Annotated in this window: 15 protein-coding genes and 1 tRNA gene; 4 read left to right on the forward strand and 12 right to left on the reverse strand. The window is 67.4% G+C overall.

The window, feature by feature from the left end:
- Positions 1-59 precede the first annotated feature (59 nt).
- The 4 genes from hemW to rph are packed head-to-tail and all read right to left on the reverse strand — an operon-like array spanning position 60 to position 3,047.
- On the reverse strand, positions 60-1,286 hold the full coding sequence (hemW, locus tag AC06FB_RS18240; RefSeq protein ID WP_128988524.1) for a radical SAM family heme chaperone HemW: 1,227 nt from the start codon (positions 1,284-1,286) through the stop codon (positions 60-62).
- A 56-nt stretch (positions 1,287-1,342) separates the two neighbouring features.
- Positions 1,343-1,939 (reverse strand): RdgB/HAM1 family non-canonical purine NTP pyrophosphatase, encoded by a 597-nt coding sequence (gene rdgB / locus AC06FB_RS18245; protein ID WP_005410891.1) that lies wholly within the window; start codon positions 1,937-1,939, stop codon positions 1,343-1,345.
- Positions 1,936-2,325 (reverse strand): VOC family protein, encoded by a 390-nt coding sequence (locus tag AC06FB_RS18250; RefSeq protein ID WP_053519466.1) that lies wholly within the window; start codon positions 2,323-2,325, stop codon positions 1,936-1,938. Before AC06FB_RS18250 ends, rdgB begins: the two co-directional genes overlap by 4 nt.
- Positions 2,322-3,047: a ribonuclease PH gene (rph, locus tag AC06FB_RS18255; protein ID WP_197572420.1), complete on the reverse strand. Its 726-nt coding sequence runs from the start codon at positions 3,045-3,047 to the stop codon at positions 2,322-2,324. Before rph ends, AC06FB_RS18250 begins: the two co-directional genes overlap by 4 nt.
- A 123-nt stretch (positions 3,048-3,170) precedes the next feature.
- Between rph and AC06FB_RS18260 the strand changes: the two genes are divergently transcribed.
- The gene (locus AC06FB_RS18260; protein WP_053519464.1) at positions 3,171-4,031 is read left to right on the forward strand and encodes a YicC/YloC family endoribonuclease; all 861 of its coding nucleotides are present in this window, start codon (positions 3,171-3,173) and stop codon (positions 4,029-4,031) included.
- A gap of 33 nt (positions 4,032-4,064) precedes the next feature.
- Here AC06FB_RS18260 and selD read toward each other — a convergent pair whose 3' ends face one another.
- From selD to fdnG, 8 genes are all read right to left on the reverse strand, one after another.
- On the reverse strand, positions 4,065-5,144 hold the full coding sequence (gene selD / locus AC06FB_RS18265; protein ID WP_180875892.1) for a selenide, water dikinase SelD: 1,080 nt from the start codon (positions 5,142-5,144) through the stop codon (positions 4,065-4,067).
- 26 nt (positions 5,145-5,170) lie between these two features.
- Positions 5,171-5,266 (reverse strand) — tRNA-Sec (locus tag AC06FB_RS18270).
- A 24-nt stretch (positions 5,267-5,290) separates the two neighbouring features.
- Entirely contained in the window at positions 5,291-7,222 is a 1,932-nt protein-coding gene (gene selB, locus AC06FB_RS18275; RefSeq protein ID WP_368865922.1) for a selenocysteine-specific translation elongation factor, read from the reverse strand.
- The gene (gene selA, locus AC06FB_RS18280) at positions 7,219-8,643 is read right to left on the reverse strand and encodes an L-seryl-tRNA(Sec) selenium transferase (protein ID WP_478053964.1); all 1,425 of its coding nucleotides are present in this window, start codon (positions 8,641-8,643) and stop codon (positions 7,219-7,221) included. Before selA ends, selB begins: the two co-directional genes overlap by 4 nt.
- Before the next feature lie 4 nt (positions 8,644-8,647).
- Positions 8,648-9,631: a formate dehydrogenase accessory protein FdhE gene (gene fdhE, locus AC06FB_RS18285; RefSeq protein ID WP_368865924.1), complete on the reverse strand. Its 984-nt coding sequence runs from the start codon at positions 9,629-9,631 to the stop codon at positions 8,648-8,650.
- Positions 9,632-9,898: 267 nt separating this feature from the next.
- Positions 9,899-10,546: a formate dehydrogenase subunit gamma gene (locus AC06FB_RS18290; protein ID WP_053519460.1), complete on the reverse strand. Its 648-nt coding sequence runs from the start codon at positions 10,544-10,546 to the stop codon at positions 9,899-9,901.
- On the reverse strand, positions 10,543-11,460 hold the full coding sequence (gene fdxH / locus AC06FB_RS18295; RefSeq protein WP_065181684.1) for a formate dehydrogenase subunit beta: 918 nt from the start codon (positions 11,458-11,460) through the stop codon (positions 10,543-10,545). Before fdxH ends, AC06FB_RS18290 begins: the two co-directional genes overlap by 4 nt.
- A 10-nt stretch (positions 11,461-11,470) precedes the next feature.
- Complete coding sequence (gene fdnG, locus AC06FB_RS18300) at positions 11,471-14,539, reverse strand: formate dehydrogenase-N subunit alpha (protein WP_146256248.1); 3,069 nt, start codon at positions 14,537-14,539, stop codon at positions 11,471-11,473.
- Positions 14,540-14,890: 351 nt separating this feature from the next.
- On the opposite strand from fdnG, the gene gmk reads away from it, so the two are divergent.
- The 3 genes from gmk (at position 14,891) to AC06FB_RS18315 (ending at position 18,235) form a co-directional block, all read left to right on the forward strand.
- Positions 14,891-15,556, forward strand: coding sequence for a guanylate kinase (gene gmk, locus AC06FB_RS18305; RefSeq protein WP_053519456.1), 666 nt, complete (start codon positions 14,891-14,893; stop codon positions 15,554-15,556).
- Positions 15,557-15,666: 110 nt separating this feature from the next.
- On the forward strand, positions 15,667-15,966 hold the full coding sequence (gene rpoZ / locus AC06FB_RS18310; protein ID WP_005410877.1) for a DNA-directed RNA polymerase subunit omega: 300 nt from the start codon (positions 15,667-15,669) through the stop codon (positions 15,964-15,966).
- Between the two features lie 106 nt (positions 15,967-16,072).
- Positions 16,073-18,235, forward strand: a complete 2,163-nt coding sequence (locus tag AC06FB_RS18315; protein ID WP_053519455.1) for a RelA/SpoT family protein — start codon at positions 16,073-16,075, stop codon at positions 18,233-18,235.
- The last annotated feature ends 30 nt before the right edge of the window (positions 18,236-18,265 follow it).

The raw sequence follows: 18,265 nt of genomic DNA on the forward strand, positions 1-18,265 counted from the left end.
CGACGGCATGCTGGCCGGTGGGTAGCGCCGGGCCATGCCCGGCGGATGCGACGGGGCGCTCATTCGTCCAGGAACAGGCTCACCACATCATTGGTGAAACGGCGGCCCAGTTCGGTCGGGCGGACCTGGCCATCGGCCGTCTCCAGCCAGCCGCGCTGCACGGCCTCGGCTAGCGGTGCGTCGAGCACGCTGCGCGGCAGGCCGGTGCGCGATTCAAAATCACGCAGGCTGAAGCCCTCGTGCAGGCGCAGCAGGTTGAGCATGTACTCGAACGGAAGCCGCGCGGGCGTGATCACGTCATCGCCACCGAACGACGCCGGGGTGCCAGCGCTGTCCAGGTAGGCCTGCGGATGCTTGAGCTTCCAGCGCCGCAGCACGTGCTCTTCGGCGCCGGAACTGATCTTGCCGTGTGCACCGGCGCCGATGCCCAGGTAATCGCCGAAGCGCCAGTAGTTCAGATTGTGCGCGCTCTGCCGGCCGGGGCGCGCGTAGGCGCTGACCTCGTACTGGCCGAAGCCGGCCTGCGCCAGCAGCGCCTGGCAGTGTTCCTGCATGTCCCAGGCGTTGTCTTCATCGGGAATGCCCTGCGGCGGGCGCGCGAAGAACACCGTGTTCGGTTCCAGGGTCAGCTGGTAGTGCGAGATGTGCGCCGGCTGCAGTGCAAAGGCGCGCTCGAGGTCCGATTCGGCACCGGCCAGCGTCTGCTCGGGCAGTGCGTACATCAGGTCGATGTTGAAATTGTCGTACCCCGCATCCTGGGCCATCTTCACCGCACGCTCGGCTTCGCCACTGTCGTGGATGCGGCCCAGCCGCTTCAGCGCTTCGTCGTCGAAGCTCTGGATGCCGAAGCTCAGGCGGTTCACGCCGGCCGCGCGGTAGCGGTCGAAGCGGCCATGCTCGGCGGTGCCGGGATTGGTTTCCAGCGTGATCTCGGCGTTCGGCGCGAAGCGCAGGCGGGCGCTGGCCTGCTGCAGGAAGCGATCGATCGCCTCCGGCGGGAACAGGCTGGGCGTGCCACCGCCGAAGAACACGCTGTGCACCACCCGGCCCCAGACCAGCGGCAGGTCCTGGTCCAGGTCGCGCAGCAGTGCATCGATGTAGGCCTCGAACGGCAGCTCGCCCTTGGCCTGGTGCGAGTTGAAATCGCAGTACGGGCATTTGCGCACGCACCACGGCAGGTGCACGTACAACGACAGCGGCGGTGGCACCAGTCGCGGTGGGCTGTCGTGGTCAGCGGAGCAGGCTTCGCCGGGCAGGTGGTTGCAGTGGTCGTGGGCGTGCGGCATGGGCTTCATCGGTAGTGCCGGCCGTTGGCCGGCTTCCCTGGTTCGATCGGATGGCTTCAGTACAGCGTCGCCAGCTGCTGCTTGAGCTGCTGCAGGGCAATGGCACGGTGGCTGATGGCGTTCTTCAGGGCCGGCTCCATTTCCGCAGCGGTCAGGCCGTGGGTGGTGTCCAGGAATACCGGGTTGTAGCCAAAACCGTTCGTGCCACGCAGTTCGCGGATGATCTGCCCTTCCCAGCGGCCCTCGCAGATCAGCGGTTGCGGGTCGGTGGCGTGGCGCAGGAGCACGATCACCGCATAGAAGCGGGCGCTGCGCTGGCCATCGGGGATGTCGGCCATCGCGTCCAGCAGCTTGGCGTTGTTGGCGGCGGCATTGGTCGGGTGGCCGGCATAGCGCGCGCTGTACAGGCCGGGTGCGCCGCCGAGCGCATCGACGATCAGCCCCGAATCATCGGCCAGCGCCGGCAGGCCGGTCGCTTCGCAGGCCGCGCGCGCCTTCAGCAGCGCGTTCTCGACGAAGGTCAGACCGGTCTCTTCTACGTCGCCCAGGCCCAGTTCGGCGGCCGAGGTGATCTGCAGCGGCAGGTCGGCAAGGATCTCCTGCATCTCCACCAGCTTGCCGGCGTTGTGGCTGGCCAGTACCAGTTTCTTCATTGACGGGGCTCCAGCAGGTCCCAGGTGTTGCCATACAGATCGCGAAACACCGCGACCGTTGCATAGGGTTCTTCGCGCGGCGATTCCAGGAACTCCACCCCGGCGGCCAGCATCGCCGCATGGTCGCGGTGGAAGTCGTCGGTGTTGAGGAAGAACGCAACGCGCCCACCGGTCTGGTTGCCGATGCGGCTGCGCTGTTCCTCGTTGCTGGCGCGCGCCAGCAGCAGGGCAGCGGCGCTGCCGTCTGTCGGTCCGACCACGACCCATCGCTTGTGGCCCTGGTCGATGTCCTCCAGCAGTGCGAAGCCGAGCTTGCCGGTATACCAGGCGATGGCCTCGTCATAGTCGGCCACCACCAGGGTGGTCAGGGCAAGGCGCCGGTTCATGCCGACAGCGCCGCCTGCTGTGCGGCCAGCAGTTCGTTCACGCCCTTATCGGCCAGTCCCAGTAGCGCGTCCAGTTCATCGCGGCGGAAGGCATGGCCTTCGGCAGTGCCCTGCAGCTCGATGAAGCCACCGCCATCGTTCATCACCACGTTCATGTCGGTGTCGCAGTCGCTGTCTTCGGCATAGTCCAGGTCCAGCACCGGAGTGCCGCGGTAAACGCCCACCGACACCGCTGCCACCGCACCCAGGATCGGGTTGCGCTTGATCTCGCCGCGCTTGATGAGCACGTTCACGGCGTCGACCAGGGCCACGTAGGCGCCGGTGATGGCCGCGGTGCGGGTGCCGCCGTCGGCCTGCAGCACGTCGCAGTCCAGGGTGATGGTGCGTTCGCCGAGGGCATTGCGGTCCACGCAGGCGCGCAGGCTGCGGCCGATCAGGCGCTGGATCTCCAGCGTGCGGCCGCCCTGCTTGCCACGCGCCGCTTCACGGTCGCTGCGGGTGTGGGTGGCGCGCGGCAGCATGCCGTACTCGGCGGTCACCCAGCCTTCGCCCTTGCCGCGCAGGAAGCCCGGAACCCGGTTCTCGACGCTGGCCGTGCACAGCACGCGGGTTTCACCGAAGCACACCAGTACCGAGCCTTCGGCGTGGCGGGTGAAGCCGCGTTGGATGACGACCGGACGGAGCTGGTCGGGCTGGCGGCCACTGGGGCGGGAATCGGACATGATGCGGGTTCCGTAAGGGCGGGGAGTACGCCGCCATGCCCGCGACCTTCACGGGGCGGGCAGGGGGGCTCTGGTGAGGGCGCTAGGGTACCATTCCCCCTTTGCACGCACCGGACACATTCCATGATTCGAAGCATGACCGCCTACGCGGGTGGCGAGCGGGTCACCCCGTGGGGCACGCTGGGCTGCGAGCTGCGCTCGGTCAACCACCGCTTCCTGGAGGTCGGCACCCGCCTGCCTGAAGAGCTGCGGGCATTGGAGCCGCAGCTGCGCGAGCGCATCGCCGCGCGCCTGAGCCGCGGCAAGCTGGATCTGGTGCTGCGACTGCGTGCGCCGGACGCGGCGGGGAATCTGCAGGTCGATGAGGCCCTGCTGGGCCAGCTCGGGCATCTGGCCCACCGCCTGACGTCGGATTTTCCCAACCTGCAGGTGAGCTTCACCGATCTGCTGCAGCTGCCGGGCGTGACCCGGGGCGAGGCCACCGATGCGGCGGCCCTGCAGGTCGAGGCGCTGGCCTTGCTGGATCAGGTGCTGGACGGATTCGTCGAAGCCCGCGAGCGCGAGGGCGGCAAGCTCGCCGCGGCCATTGCCGAGCGCGTGGATGGCATCGAGCGCATCGCGGGTGACGTCCGCACGCTGATTCCCGCCATCCGTGATGGCCAGCGTGCCAAGCTGGCTGCGCGCCTGGCCGATCTGCCGCATCCGGTCGATCCCGGCCGCGCCGAGCAGGAGCTGGTGCTGTGGCTGCAGAAGCTGGATGTGGATGAGGAGCTGGACCGCCTGTCGAGCCACATCGTCGAGATCCGCCGCGTGCTCACGCAGCGCGAGCCGGTCGGCCGCCGCCTGGACTTCCTGCTGCAGGAGTTCAATCGTGAAGCCAACACGCTGGGCTCGAAGTCGGTGGACAGCCGCACGTCCAATGCCGCAGTCGAGCTGAAGGTGCTGATCGACCAGATCCGCGAGCAGGTGCAGAACATCGAGTGATGCTGCGGGGCGCCTTCGGGCGCCCTCATCGTTTCAGCGCACGCTGACGCCGGCGGGCCCCGCCAGCAGCTGGCCGATCACCGCGGTCTGGGCAAACCCGGCGTCGGCAAAAACGGCTTTCACCGCATCCACGGCGTCCGCTGCGCAGGATACGAGCAGGCCGCCGCTGGTCTGCGGGTCGGTCAGCAGTGGCTGCCAGTGGGCGGCCACGCCTTCGGCGAAATGCACCTGGCCGCCATACGAGGCCCAGTTGCGGTTGGATGCGCCGGTAACGCAGCCACGTTGCAGCAGGTCCAGGGTCTGCGGCAGCAGAGGCACCTGTGTGCTGTCCACCTCGGCGGCGACCCCGCTGGCACGGCACACCTCCAGCAGATGGCCGAGCAGGCCGAAGCCGGTGACGTCGGTCATGGCATGCACGCCGTCCAGCGCGGCAAGGGGCAGGCCCACGCTGTTCAGGCGGGTGGTCGACTCGACCATCTGCCGGTAGCCCTCGGCATTCAGCACTTCTTTCTTCAGCGCCGACGAATACACGCCCACGCCCAATGGCTTGCCCAGCACCAGCACATCGCCGGCGCGGGCATCGGCATTGCGCTTGAGCCGCTGCGGATCCAGCACGCCGATCGCGGCCAGGCCATAGATCGGCTCCACCGAGTCGATGCTGTGGCCCCCGGCCACCACGATGCCGGCGTCGGCACAGGCACGTTCGCCGCCCTGCAGGATGCCGCGGATCGTGTCCTGTGGCAGCGTATTGATGGGCATGCCGACGATGGCCAGTGCGAACAGCGGCCGCGCGCCCATCGCATACAGGTCCGACAGCGCATTGGTGGCGGCGATGCGGCCGAAGTCGAACGGGTCATCGACGATCGGCATGAAAAAGTCGGTGGTGGCGACGATCGCCTGGCGATCATCAAGCCGGTAGACCGCGGCATCGTCACTGGTCTCGCGGCCGACCAGCAGTTCGGCCGGCGCAGGGAACGCCGGGGTGCCCCGCAGCAGTTCGGCCAGCACGCCGGGTGCGATCTTGCAGCCACAACCGCCGCCGTGGGCCAGCGACGTCAATCGCTGCGGAGCCTCGGCCGACGGGGGGAGTGGGGACTGCACATGCGAGGCCATGCCGGCATCTCCTGCAGGAACACGAATGGCGGAAGGCAGCAGGAGTCGAACCTACCAGGGAGCGATCGACGCCCCCTGCTGGGTTTGAAGCCCAGCCGCATGCCCGGATGCGCATGCCTTCCGAAGGTACGGCGGTACCGGTGCAGTCAACCGTGGGCGGTGTTCCATTGCAGGTCGCCGCGCGGCCGATGCTGGTCACCGACGCGTCGAGTGTAGCCAACGCGATTGAAGAACTCCAAGATCTGGATGCTGCGCTTGCGGCCCAGGCCGATGGCATCGCGGAATGCTGCAGCATCCACCATGCCGGTTGCCTGTGACAGCCGGGCGACCGTTGCCGCCAGCGCGTCGATGCGGGCCGGTGCGTAGAACAGGTCCGGCACCACCTGGAACAGCTCGCCGCGCGCTGCGGCGCGACGCAGGACCGCACGCATCTCCTCCTCGGCGAAGCCGAGATCGGCCGCAAGCGTGCGCACCCAGGGCGGATCGAAACCACCGGCATCCAGACGCGGGAGCACGCGTTCGAGAAGCGCGCGCTCGCGTTCCGGCGGCGCATGGTCGTGGCCTGGCAGCCGCCACCACGCGCCCACGCGCTGCAACGCGCAATCGTCGAACAGGTCCTGCAGCAGCGCGTTCCAGAGACTGGTCGAGAGCGCGGGCAGGGTGCTGCGCTGCAGGCGCCCGCTGTCGACACCGGGCTCGTCCGGCCGTCGCTCGTGCCAGTCATGCAGCGAGCGGATCACCTGTTCGCGCAGCGCCTGCCAGTGCGAGGTGAGGATGATCACCGTGTCCTCGCGGGTGGCGATGCGCCGGGCATCTGCAGGGAGATCGATCTGTGCGGCCTCACGCCGGCAGTAGCGTTGCAGTGCGGCCAGCGCGATGCCGGCCGGTGCCTGCTGCAGCAGCGGGCCGATTCCCGTGCCTGCGGCCAGCTGCTCCAGGGCTGCCAACCACGCCCGGCGTGCCGGGCTGCGCCGACGTCGTTGCGGTGGATCGGGATCGAGCACGGTGCCGCCGCCCAGCGTATGCGCTGCAGCCGAATCGCGGGCGATGAAGCGGTCGCCGCACATCGCGCAGACCGGGGCATCGAACACCAGCTGCACCAGCTGGCCGTTGCCACTGTCTTCATCCTCCAGCAGCACCACATGGGCCTGCCGGTGCATCGTGCCCCAGTGGATGTGCAGCGGTGTCCAGTCGCGCAGGGGCCGCACCTGTGCGGCAAGGCGAAGGCGTACGTCGACGCGGGTGGTGGCCTGCAGCGCGCGCGGATCGGCGATCCAGTCGCCGCGGGTGATGCCGTCGCGGGCGATGGCGGCCAGGTTCAGGGCACAGCGCTGTCCCGCGGCAGCCTGTCCACTGGCCTGGTTCTGCGCATGGATGCTGCGGATGCGCACGTCGATGGCGGTCGGCATCAACTGCAGATGCGCGCCGACCGCGGCCACGCCGCCCTGTACCGCGCCGGTGACCAGTGTGCCGTGACCGGCCAGCGAGAACACGCGATCCACCGGCATGCGGAACAGCTCGCTGCGGCGCTGGGCCGTCCGGCGGCTGTCGTTAGCGGCGGCCCACGCATGCAGGTGGGCGCGCAGCGCATGGATGCCGGCATCCGCGCTGTCGGTGCTGTTGCAGGCGAATACTGCAGACCCCTGCAGCGGTGTGCCGGCCAGCAGGGCAACGATCTCCGCTTCGGCCTCGGCAATGCGCGCCGCATCCACACGGTCGATCTTGGTCAATGCCACTGCAGCGCGGTCCACACCCAGCAGCTGCAGGATCGACAGATGCTCACGGGTCTGCGGCATCACGCCGTCATCGGCGGCGATCACCAGCAGCGCCACATCGATGCCGGTGGCACCGGCCACCATCGTGTGCACGAAGCGCTCGTGACCCGGCACATCGACGAAGCCCAGCATCGCCGGAGGCCCCTCTCCGCGTGCGGCCTCCACCGGCACATAGGCATACCCCAGTTCTATGGAGATGCCGCGCGCGCGCTCTTCCTGCAGGCGATCGGTTTCGATGCCGGTCAGTGCCCGCACCAGGCTGGTCTTGCCATGGTCGATATGCCCGGCGGTACCGACGATCATGCCTGCAGCGCGCTCCACTGGGCGAGGAAAGCAGCCTCATCCCCGTACTCAAGCCCGCGCAGGTCAAGCCACAGCGCATCCTCGGCAATGCGCCCGAGCACCGGCCGTGGCAGGCCGCGCAGGCGCTTGGCCAGACGGTCCAACCCGGCAGCTGCAGCGACGCGGATGCGCAGGCCGGCGCTGGCCAGTTGCGCCTGTGGCTGCGCGCCACTGCCGACCTGGCTGTACATCGGCACCGCTTCAACCGCGTAATGCGCGGCCAGCGCATGCTGCACGGAAGGCAGCAGGCGCTGTGCCTGCGCATGGATGTCTCCCTGTTCGCGGGACAGCGTGCGCAGGGTCGGCAGCCGCTGCGGCAGCAGTTCCGGTTCGCGGTACAGCGCCAGTACCGCTTCCAGCGCGGCCAGGCCCATCTTGTCCATACGAAGGGCGCGCTTGAGCGGATTGCGGTTGATGCGTGCGATGAGGTCGGCGCGGCCGGCAATGATCCCGGCCTGCGGTCCACCGAGCAGCTTGTCGCCGCTGAACGAGACGAGGTCGGCGCCCCCCGCCAGCGTTTCCTGCACTGTAGGTTCGCGCGGTAGACCGTGGGCAGACAGGTCGCACAGGCTGCCACTGCCAAGGTCCACCGCCAGTGGCAGCCCGTGCCCGTGCGCGATCGATGCCATCCGTGCAGTATCGACCTTGGCGGTGAAGCCGGTGATGGCGTAGTTGCTGGCGTGCACTTCCATCAGCAGCGCGGTGCGCGTGCCGATGGCGCTGTCGAAGTCGGCCGGATGGGTGCGGTTGGTGGTGCCCACTTCGCGCAGCCGCGCACCGGCGCTGCGCATTACATCGGGAATGCGGAAGGCGCCGCCGATTTCCACCAGTTCGCCCCGCGACACGACTACCTCGCGGCGATTGGCCAGGCTGTTGAGCAGCAACAGGACTGCTGCTGCGTTGTTGTTGACCACGGTCGCTGCTTCGGCGCCGGTCAGTTCGCAGACCAGTGCCCGCACGCGCGCATCGCGGTCGCCTCGACGGCCCAGGGCGATGTCGAATTCCAGATCCACCGGCGCCGTCATCGCGCGGGTCACTGCGCGTACCGCGGCGTCCGGCAACAGCGCGCGGCCGAGATTCGTATGCAGCACCGTGCCGGTGAGGTTGAATACCGGCTGCAGATCCAGGCGTGCATCGGCTGCCAGCGCCGACTGCAGGGCCGCGACCACGCCGGGTTCCGCGACGGCCCGCTGCAGCTGTTCCGGTGACAGCTGGCCGCAGCCGCTGCGCTCGCGCAACCCCTGCACGTGCTCGCGCAGCAGATGGGCGATGCGGCTGCGGCCGTGGTCCCTGATCAGCGTCGACAACGCCGGCAGGCGCAGCAGGCGGTCCAGCGAGGGCAGGGCGCTGGCCGGGGCGGTGGGGGCGTGCACGCGAGGCATCGGTTCAGTCGCCGTCGGACTGCCAGAGCAGCGGATTCTGGCTGGCGCGCATGTAGCCTTCCTCGCCCAGCAACAGATCCAGCGCCAGCGTGCCGAGGTCGTCGGCGACCGGCTCCAGCGCCGGATCCTTCTCCAGATACAGAATCTTGCGGTAGCTGTGGCAGTGATCGCAGGTCTCGGCGCGGATCGTGCCTTCACGCACCACATCGCCTGCATCGCCGTCGACCTCGGCCAGCGCGCGATAGGCGATGTCCTTGCCGGCCGCGCCGCATTGGCTGCACTGCACGCGCACGTAGTGCCACTGGCAGGCGCACAGCGAGCACGACAGATAGCGGTAGGAGGCGTAGGGTGGGCGCGCCTGCACCACACTGGCCACCGGCAACGAGCCGCACAGCGGGCACAGCCCGGGTGCATCGGCAAGCGGTTTCAGGTCGGTGGGGCGGAAGCTGGCCGCGAGTACGGCCCAGTACACCTGCAGCGCGTTCATCACCAGCAGGGCAGCGACCGCGTCCACCGACGGTGCGTCGTCGCGCTCAAGCACCGCATGCGCCTGTGCATCCAGCCAGGTGTCAGCGGCCGCGGCAACCCGTTGCAGTTCCTGTCGGGTCTCCACAGGCAGCCCGGCTTCATCGGCGCAGTGCCGGCACAGCGCGCGCAACCAGTCGCGCCATCGGCCATCGAGCTGAAGCGTGTTGGCGGGCCGCAATGGCATGCCGGCGCGGGCCGCCGCGCTCGACTGCTGCGCGCGGGCCTGCGCCTGCAGCGCCTCGCGTTGCTGCGGCGTCAGTTCGTCCAGCAGCGCCTGTTGTGCATCGGCCAGTGCTGCCAGCAGCTGCAGGTAGCCACCGATGGCACTGCGTCCGGCCAGGCTGCGCAACCGGTCCGCGCGTCCGCCGAACAGCGAGGCGATATCCGGCAGGATGATGCGCGGGACATCGCGCGAGGCCAGCGTCTCGATCTCACCGGGTTCAAGGATGCGTTGCGCCATGCGGGGCCAGCCGGAAGAACCAGCCTCCATCCTCGCCGTTGTCGACGCTGGCGTCCAGCGTGCTGCCGGCCACCTGAAAGGTCGGGGTCAGATCCGTTTTCCAAAGGAAAACGGATCTGACCCCATCGGTTGTTGCCGTGTTCATCGTGTCGACCAAGGTCGACACCCACCAACAGCAGCGGGACCCACCCCGCCATCCGGCGGCAACCTGCTTTTGACGTTGACGTTGACGTTGATCCGGCGGGTGCAGGGCCGCAGGCCCTGCCGTTACCCCTCTCCGCGCCGCCCGCGCAGGATGTCCCTGAACCACTGCCGATGGTGCTTGTAGGCCCACCCATAGGTCACCTTGCCCTGGGTCATCGCGCGCACCGAACCCTTGATCCAGATCGCGGCATAGATGTGCACCACGATGGCGCATACCAGTACCCAGCCAAACAGTGCGTGCACCAGCACCGAAAAACGGATCACGCCGATCGGGAACAGATGGCTGAAATACTGCCGCCAGATCACGAAGCCGGTCAGCAGCAACGCTGAAAGGCAGCCGATGATCGCCCAGAACAGCAGTTTCTGGCCGGCGTTGAAGCGGCCAACCGGTGGCAGTGTCTCATCCTCGTTGCGCAGCACTTCGCGCATGCCGCGCAGCCACGCGCGGTCGTCGGCGGTAGGCAGGTTGTCACGCCACATGCGGAAGGCGAGCAGGGCGAAGCCCACCACCATGGCCAGGCCGACGAAGGGATGCAGGATGCGTGTCCACGGCCCCCCACCGAACAGCGCCGTCAACGGGAACAGCGCAGGGTGGAACAGGGCCAGGCCGGACAGCGCGGTCAGCACGAAGCAGATCGCCACGATCCAGTGGTTGATGCGGGTCGGAGCGCGGTAGCGCACGATCTGGCGGGGGTGCGGGGCGTACTTCATGGCCGCTGCTCCTCTTCGATCTTCTTTGCTTCGTGCTCGGCCTGCTCTTCCTCCTCATCGTTGACCGTGTTGCGGCCGATGCCGATGTAGTGCAGGAAGCCCACGAAGGCTGTCGCGGCGATTGCCAGCACGCCCAGCGGCTTGGCCACCCCCTTCCAGACCTCGACCATGGGGCTGATGCGCGGGTCCTTGGGCAGGTCGGCGTACAGCTCCGGCTTGTCCACGTGCTGCAGCACGTACATCACGTGGGTGCCACCGACGCCCTGCGGGTCGTACAACCCGGCATTCTCGTAGCCGCGTGACTTCAGGTCCTCGACGCGGCCGGCGGCATGCTCGGTCATCGCCTGCTTGCTGCCGAACGTGATCGCCCCGGTCGGGCAGGTCTTCACGCACGCCGGCTCCTGGCCCACGGCCACGCGGTCCGAGCACAGCGTGCACTTGTAGGCCTTGTGGTCCTTCTTGGAGATCCGCGGCACGTCGAACGGGCAGCCGGTCACGCAGTAGCCGCAGCCGATGCAGTTCTCCTCCTGGAAATCGACGATGCCGTTGGCGTACTGGATGATCGCGCCCGGCGACGGGCAGGCTTTCAGGCAGCCCGGGTCGCTGCAGTGCATGCAGCCCTCCTTGCGGATCAGCCACTCCAGCTTGCCCTTCTCGTCCTCGTACTCGCGGAACTTCATGACCGTCCACGACTGGTCGCTCAGGTCCGGCGGGTTGTCATAGCTGCCGACGCAGCTGCCGACCTCGTCGCGCAGGTCGTTCCACTCCATGCAGGCGACCTGGCAGGCCTTGCAGCCGATGCACTTGCTCACGTCGATCAGTTTGGCGACCTGCCCGGTGTGGGCGCCGCGCGCCTGCGGCGAGGGCGTGGTGGTGGCCGAGCGGCGGATGATGTCCAGCGATTGCAGTGACATGGCGTGTCTCCTACACCTTCTCGACCTTGACCAGGATGCACTTCGATTCAGGCGTCTGCGAATTGCCGTCACCGATGGCGTTGGTCAGCGTATTGGCGATGTAACCGGGCTTGGCAGCACCCAGGAAGCCCCAGTGGATCGGCACGCCCACCTGGTGCACCGTCCTGCCATCGATCTGCAGTGCCTTGATGCGCTTGGTCACCATCGCTACGGCTTCGATGTGCCCACGCTTGGAGCTGACCCGCACGCGACTGCCGTTGCCGATGCCCAGCTCGTCGGCCAGGGCTGCGCCGATCTCGACGAACTGCTCCGGCTGGATGATGGCGTTGAGCTTGCCGTGCTTGGTCCAGAAGTGGAAATGCTCGGTCAGCCGGTAGGTGGTGGCCACATGCGGGAACTCGTCCGGCGAGCCGATCTGCGCGCGGTCGCTGTCGAACACGCGCGCGGCCGGATTGTTCAGCGTCAGCGCCTGGCCCGGGCTCAGCGGGTTGCTGCGCAACGGCGTGTCGAAGGGCTCGTAGTGTTCCGGGAACGGGCCTTCGGCCATGCCGGCCTTGGCGAAGAAGCGGGCGATGCCCTCGGGGTTCATGATGAACGGGCCCATCCCGCCGGCCGGGTCTTCATCGGCCTTGAAGTCGGGCACGTCGATGTTGCCCCAGTTCCTGCCGTTCCAGGCGAGCAGGGTGCGTCGCGGATCGAACGGCTGCCCGGCGACGTCGCACGAGGCGCGGTTGTACATCACGCGGCGGTTGGCGGGCCACGCCCAGGCCCAGCCCAGCGTGTTGCCGATACCGGTGGGATCGCTGTTGTCGCGCCGTGCCATCATGTTGCCGGTCGGCCCCCACGCACCGATGTAGATCCAGCAGCCGGAAGACGTGCTGCCGTCGTCGCGCAGGTCGCCGAACGCGGCCAGCTGTTCGCCGGCCTTGCGCACCAGCCGGGTCGGGTCCTTCGGATCGAACACGTCCACCAGTGCCTTGCCGTTGTACTCCATCGCCAGTTCTTCCGGCGTCGGCAGTTTCGGGTCGGCGTAATTCCAGGCGAGGTCGCGCACCGGCTCCCACCACGCGCCGCCGTCCTTCTCGTACAGCGCCTTGATGCGGTGGAACAGCTCGGACATGATCTCGATGTCGCTGCGCGCTTCGCCCGGTGCGTTGGCGCCCTTCCAGTGCCATTGCAGCCAGCGCGAGGAGTTCACCACCGCGCCGTTCTCCTCGGCGAACGAGGTGGTCGGCAGGCGGAACACTTCGGTCTGGATGGTGCTCGGGTCGACGTCGTTCAGTGCGCCATGGTTCTGCCAGAAGGCGATCGTTTCGGTTTCCAGCGGGTCCATGCTGACCATGAACTTCAGCTTGGAGAACGCGCTGATCAGCTTGCCCTTGTTCGGTGCCGAGGCCAGCGGGTTGAAGCCCTGGCAGATGTAGCCATGGATCCTGCCTTCGTTCATCAGCTCGTAGGCCTGCAGCATGTCGTAGGGCTTGTCGAGCTTGGGCAGGTGATCGAAGCACCAGTTGTTGTCGGCGGTGGCGGCATCGCCCCACCACGACTTCATCAGACTGACATGGAACTTCGGGTAGTTCTGCCAGAACGACATCTGGTTGGCGCGCAGCGGCTTCTGCGTGCGCTTGGCGATGTAGGCGTTGTAGTCCTGCTCGTCCTGCCTGGGCAGTGTCAGGTAGCCCGGCAGCAGGTCGGACATCAGGCCGATGTCGGTCAGGCCCTGGATGTTGGAATGCCCACGCAGGGCGTTCATGCCGCCGCCGGCCACGCCGATGTTGCCCAGCAGCAGCTGCACCATCGTGCCGGCGCGCACGTTCTGCGCACCGACGGAGTGCTGCGTCCAGCCCAGCGCGTACAGGATGGTCATCGCCTTGTCCTTGCCGGCGGTGGACGCGATCATGTCCCAGATCTGGCGGATGCTGTCGGCGGGCGTACCGCAGATGCGTTCGACCATCTCCACGGTATAGCGTGCGTAGTGCTGCTTGAGCAGGTTGTAGACGCAGCGCGGGTCCTTCAGGGTCGGGTCGCTGCGTACGTAACCGTCGTCGCCATACAGGTAGTCCCAGCTGGAGCGGTCGTAGCTGCGCTTCTGCGGGTCATAGCCCGAGTACAGGCCGTCGGTGAAGGCGAATTCGTCCTTCACCAGGAACGACATGTCGGTGTAGTTCAGCACGTACTCGTGCTGGATGCGGTCCTCGGCCAGCAGGTAGTTGATCAGGCCGCCCAGGAACACGATGTCCGTGCCGGTGCGGATCGGCGCGTAGACATCGGCCACCGCGGCCGAGCGGTTGAAGCGTGGATCGATGACGATCAGGCGGGCCTTGTTGTGTGCCTTGGCCTCGGTCACCCATTTGAACCCGCACGGGTGTGCCTCGGCGGCATTGCCACCCATGATCAGGATCAGGTCGGCATTCTTGATGTCGACCCAGTGATTCGTCATCGCACCTCGGCCTAGCGTCGGGGCAAGACCTGCCACCGTCGGGCCGTGTCAGACACGTGCCTGGTTGTCGAATGCGAGCATTCCAAGCGAGCGGACGACCTTGTGGGTCAATACCGCGGTTTCATTGCTGGTGGCCGAGGCCGCCAGCATGCCCGTGGTCAGCCAGCGGTTGACCGTCTGCCCCGCCTCGTTCTTCTGCACGAAGTTGGCGTCGCGGTCTTCCTTCATCAGCCGCGCGATGCGGTCCAGAGCGTCGTCCCAGCTCAGGCGCTTCCACTCGTTCGTACCCGGTGCCCGGTATTCCGGGTAGAGCAGGCGCGATTTGCTGTGGATGATGTCGGCCAGGCCGGCGCCCTTCGGGCACAGCGTGCCGCGGTTGACCGGATGGTCCGGGTCGCCCTCGATGTGGAAGATGCTCGGCTCGGCGTTCTTGGCGCCATCGCCGAGGCTGTACATCAGGATCCCGCAGGCCACCGAACAGTACGTACAGGTGTTGCGGGTCTCGGTGGCGCGGGTCAGCTTGTACTGCCGCACCTCCGCGAGCGCGATGCCGGGCGCGAAGCCCATCAGGGCCAGGCTGGAGCCCACCAGGGTTGTCCCGGTGACCTTCAGGAACTGGCGGCGACTCATCGAGGGCATGCCGTTCTCCTTGGATGGCGGGGAGGCGTGCAGGCCTCCGGGCTGTCGGTGGGTACGGCCGTCGAAGGGGAGAACCGCCAGCATGCCGCGAGCGTCTTTCCGGGAACGACCGCAATGCGCCGGTTATAGCACAGCCCCCCGCATGCCCATGTGGCACAAGGCCGGCCGGGTGTGGCCGGGCGCGGGGAGGGGCCGCTCTGGTAAAGTTGCGTGCCCGCACCCCGGGGAGCCGTCTGCCGGGCCTGGTTCCAGGATGTTCCGCGCAGTCCCCGCCGTCCTGGCGCGATCCTCCGCGCCACGTCTGGAACATCGAGGAAAAATTTTGCGAAATCAACCAGTTGGGTTCCGTGCATGAGCGCCCCGTCCACCCCGTCGGCCACCATCGCGCGCGGCACGCTGTACATCGTTGCCGCCCCTTCAGGCGCCGGCAAGAGCAGCATCGTCAACGCGACGCTGGCCCGCGACCCGCAGATCGCCCTGTCGATCTCCTTCACTTCGCGGGCCATGCGACCGGGTGAAGTGAACGGTGAGCACTATCACTTCGTCACCGCAGAGAAGTTCGAGCAGATGATTGCTGCGGGCGACTTCTTCGAGCATGCATGGGTGCACGGAGACTGGAAGGGCACGGCGCGGCAGTCGGTGGAACCGCAGCTGGCGGCCGGCCAGGATGTGCTGCTGGAGATCGACTGGCAGGGCGCGCAGCAGGTCCGGCAGCTGGTACCGGGCACGGTCACCGTGTTCATCCTGCCGCCGTCCAAGCAGGCCCTGCAGGACCGCATGCGCAAGCGTGGGCAGGACAGCGAGGCGGTGATCGCCCAGCGCCTGGGCGCCGCCCGCGACGAGATGCTGCACTTCAATGAGTTCGACTACGTCATCGTCAACGAGGTGTTCGACACCGCCGTGGACGAGCTGTGCGCGATCTTCACCGCCAGCCGCCTGCGCCGCGAGGCCCAGAAGGTCCGCCACGCCGGGCTGATCCAGGCCCTGTTGACCCCTGATCCGGGCGCAACTGACTGATTCCAAAAGAATCGGGTGAGGGTTGGCTTGATTTTGTCCAGCCCCTGCCGGTACACTCCGTCCCCTTTCCCTCATTCGACTGAGCGGCCGACCGGTCGCCGGGAGCCCGTATGGCCCGCATCACCGTAGAAGATTGCCTGGAAGTCGTTAACAACCGTTTCGAGCTGGTCATGATGGCCTCCAAGCGTGCCCGCCAGCTCGCCAATGGCGTGCAGGCCACGCTGGACAACAGCGAGACCGAGGACAAGCCGACCGTGCTGGCGCTGCGCGAGATCGCTGCCCGCAAGATCGACAACGCGCTGATCGACGAAGTCGAGAAGGCCGAGCGTGAGCGCGCCGAGCGCGAAGCGCTGGAGTGGGCCGCCGCGGAAGTGGTCGCCGACGAAGACATGTCCAAGAACGACGATTGATCGCATCGATCAACGTCATCGCTGGACACGCCGAACAGCCCGCCCCGTGCGGGCTGTTTCGCATTCAGGATTTGCCGTAAACGTCGCGCTGGAATAGGCTTCGGGCATGAACCCAGGCCCCACTGCCAAGGTCGCCGCAGCCCCCACTGCCGCCGTACCCGACTACGTCCTCCAGCTTGAACGCGCCGCCCATTACCTGCCGCCGGAGCAGCTGCCGCTGCTGCGCCGTGCCTGGGAAGTCGGGGCCGCTGCGCACGCTGGGCAGACACGCAAGTCGGGCGAGCCCTACATCACCCATCCTGTGGCGGTTGCGCAGGTGCTGGCCGAGCTCGGCCTGGATGTCGAAGCGCTGATCGCCGCGATCCTGCACGACACCATCGAGGACACGCCGCTGACCCGCGAGGCGCTGGCCGCCGAGTTCGGCGAGCCGGTTGCCGAACTCGTCGATGGCGTGACCAAGCTGGACAAGCTGAAGTTCCGGGACCGCCAGGAAGCTGCCGCGGAGAGCTTCCGCAAGATGCTGCTGGCGATGTCGCGCGACCTGCGCGTGATCATGATCAAGCTGGCCGACCGCCTGCACAACATGCGTACGCTGGGCGCCCAGAGCCGCGAAGCGAGGAGCCGCATCGCCCGCGAGACGCTGGAGATCTACGCGCCGATCGCGCAGCGACTGGGCATGAGCCTGGTCAAGAGCGAGCTGCAGAACCTGGGCTTCAAGGCGTTGTATCCGTGGCGCCACGCGATCCTGGAAAAGCACATCCGCAGCCAGCCGGTGGTGCGCCGCGAGGCGATGGCGCAGGTGGAAGTGCAGCTCTCGCAGCGACTGGCGAAGGAGGGCATCGAACACCGCCTGGTCAGCCGCATCAAGACGCCGTGGAGCATCTACAACAAGATGCGCGACGAGAACAAGAGCTTCGACCAGGTGATGGACGTGTTCGGGTTCCGCCTGGTCGTGCGCAGCGTGCCCACCTGCTATCACGCACTGGGCTCGGTGCATGCCACGTTCAAGCCGCTGGACGGCCGCTTCCGTGACTTCATCGCCATTCCCAAGGCCAACGGCTACCAGTCGCTGCACACCGTGCTGTTCGGACCGTATGGCTCGCCGATCGAGGTGCAGATCCGTACCGAGGAAATGGACCTGATTGCCGAGCGAGGCGTGGCCGCACACTGGACCTACAAGTTCGGTGGCGATTCGCCCAACAGCGCGCAGAGCCGTGCCCACGCGTGGATCGTCGAGTTGATCGATTCGCAGCGCGCGGCCGGCTCCTCGCTGGAATTCCTCGACAACGTGAAGGTCGACCTGTTCCCGGACGAGGTCTACCTGTTCACGCCGAAGGGGAAGATCCTGGCCCTGCCGCGCAATTCCACCGCGCTCGATTTCGCTTACGCCGTGCATACCGATGTCGGCAACATGGCGGTGGCCTCGCGCGTGGACAAGAAGCTGGTGCCGTTGCGCACCAAGCTGGTCTCCGGGCAGTCGGTGGAGATCATCACCGCGCGTTCGGCCACGCCCAAACCGCAGTGGCTGGAGTTCGTGGTCACCAGCAAGGCACGCACCGCGATCCGCCACCAGCTCAAGCAGCTGGAGCACGAGGACGCCGTGCAGCTGGGCCACCGCATGCTTGACCGTGCGCTGGAGGCGATGGATTCCTCGCTGGAGCGGCTGCCGAAGGGGCGCCTGGATGCATTCCTGGCCGAACACCGTTTCCCGCGCCTGGAGGCGCTGCTGGCCGAAGTCGCGCTCGGCAACTGGATGCCGACCCAGGCCGCGCAGGCGCTGATGGCCTATGCGGAACTGCGTGGCGGCCCGCATTCGCGCCACCACTCGCAGGAGAAGATCCTGATCAATGGCAGCGAGCGCGGCGTGGTCACCTTCGCGGGCTGCTGCCAGCCGATTCCCGGCGACGACATCATGGGCTACCACACCGCCGGCAAGGGCATCGTGGTGCATCGCATGGACTGCCCGAACCTGGCCGAGCTGCGCAAGTCGCCCGAGCGCTGGGTGCTGATCGGCTGGGATACCACCGTTTCCGGTGACTACGACACCTCGCTGGTGGTGGAGGTGGAGAACGGTACCGGCGTGCTGGCCCAGCTTGCCGCCGCGATCGCGCAGAGCCAGTCCAACATCGAGCGCGTGGATTATCTGGATCGCGACTTCAACGCTGCCGTGCTGGCGTTCAACATCCAGGTGCGCGACCGCAACCACCTGGCCGAGGTCATGCGGCGCCTGCGCCGCCTGTCGGTCGTGCAGTCGGTGCGCCGCCAGTAAAGCCACGCCATGCGTAAATGGTGCACCGGT

The organism is Stenotrophomonas sp. Steno-C15, assembly GCF_056393265.1.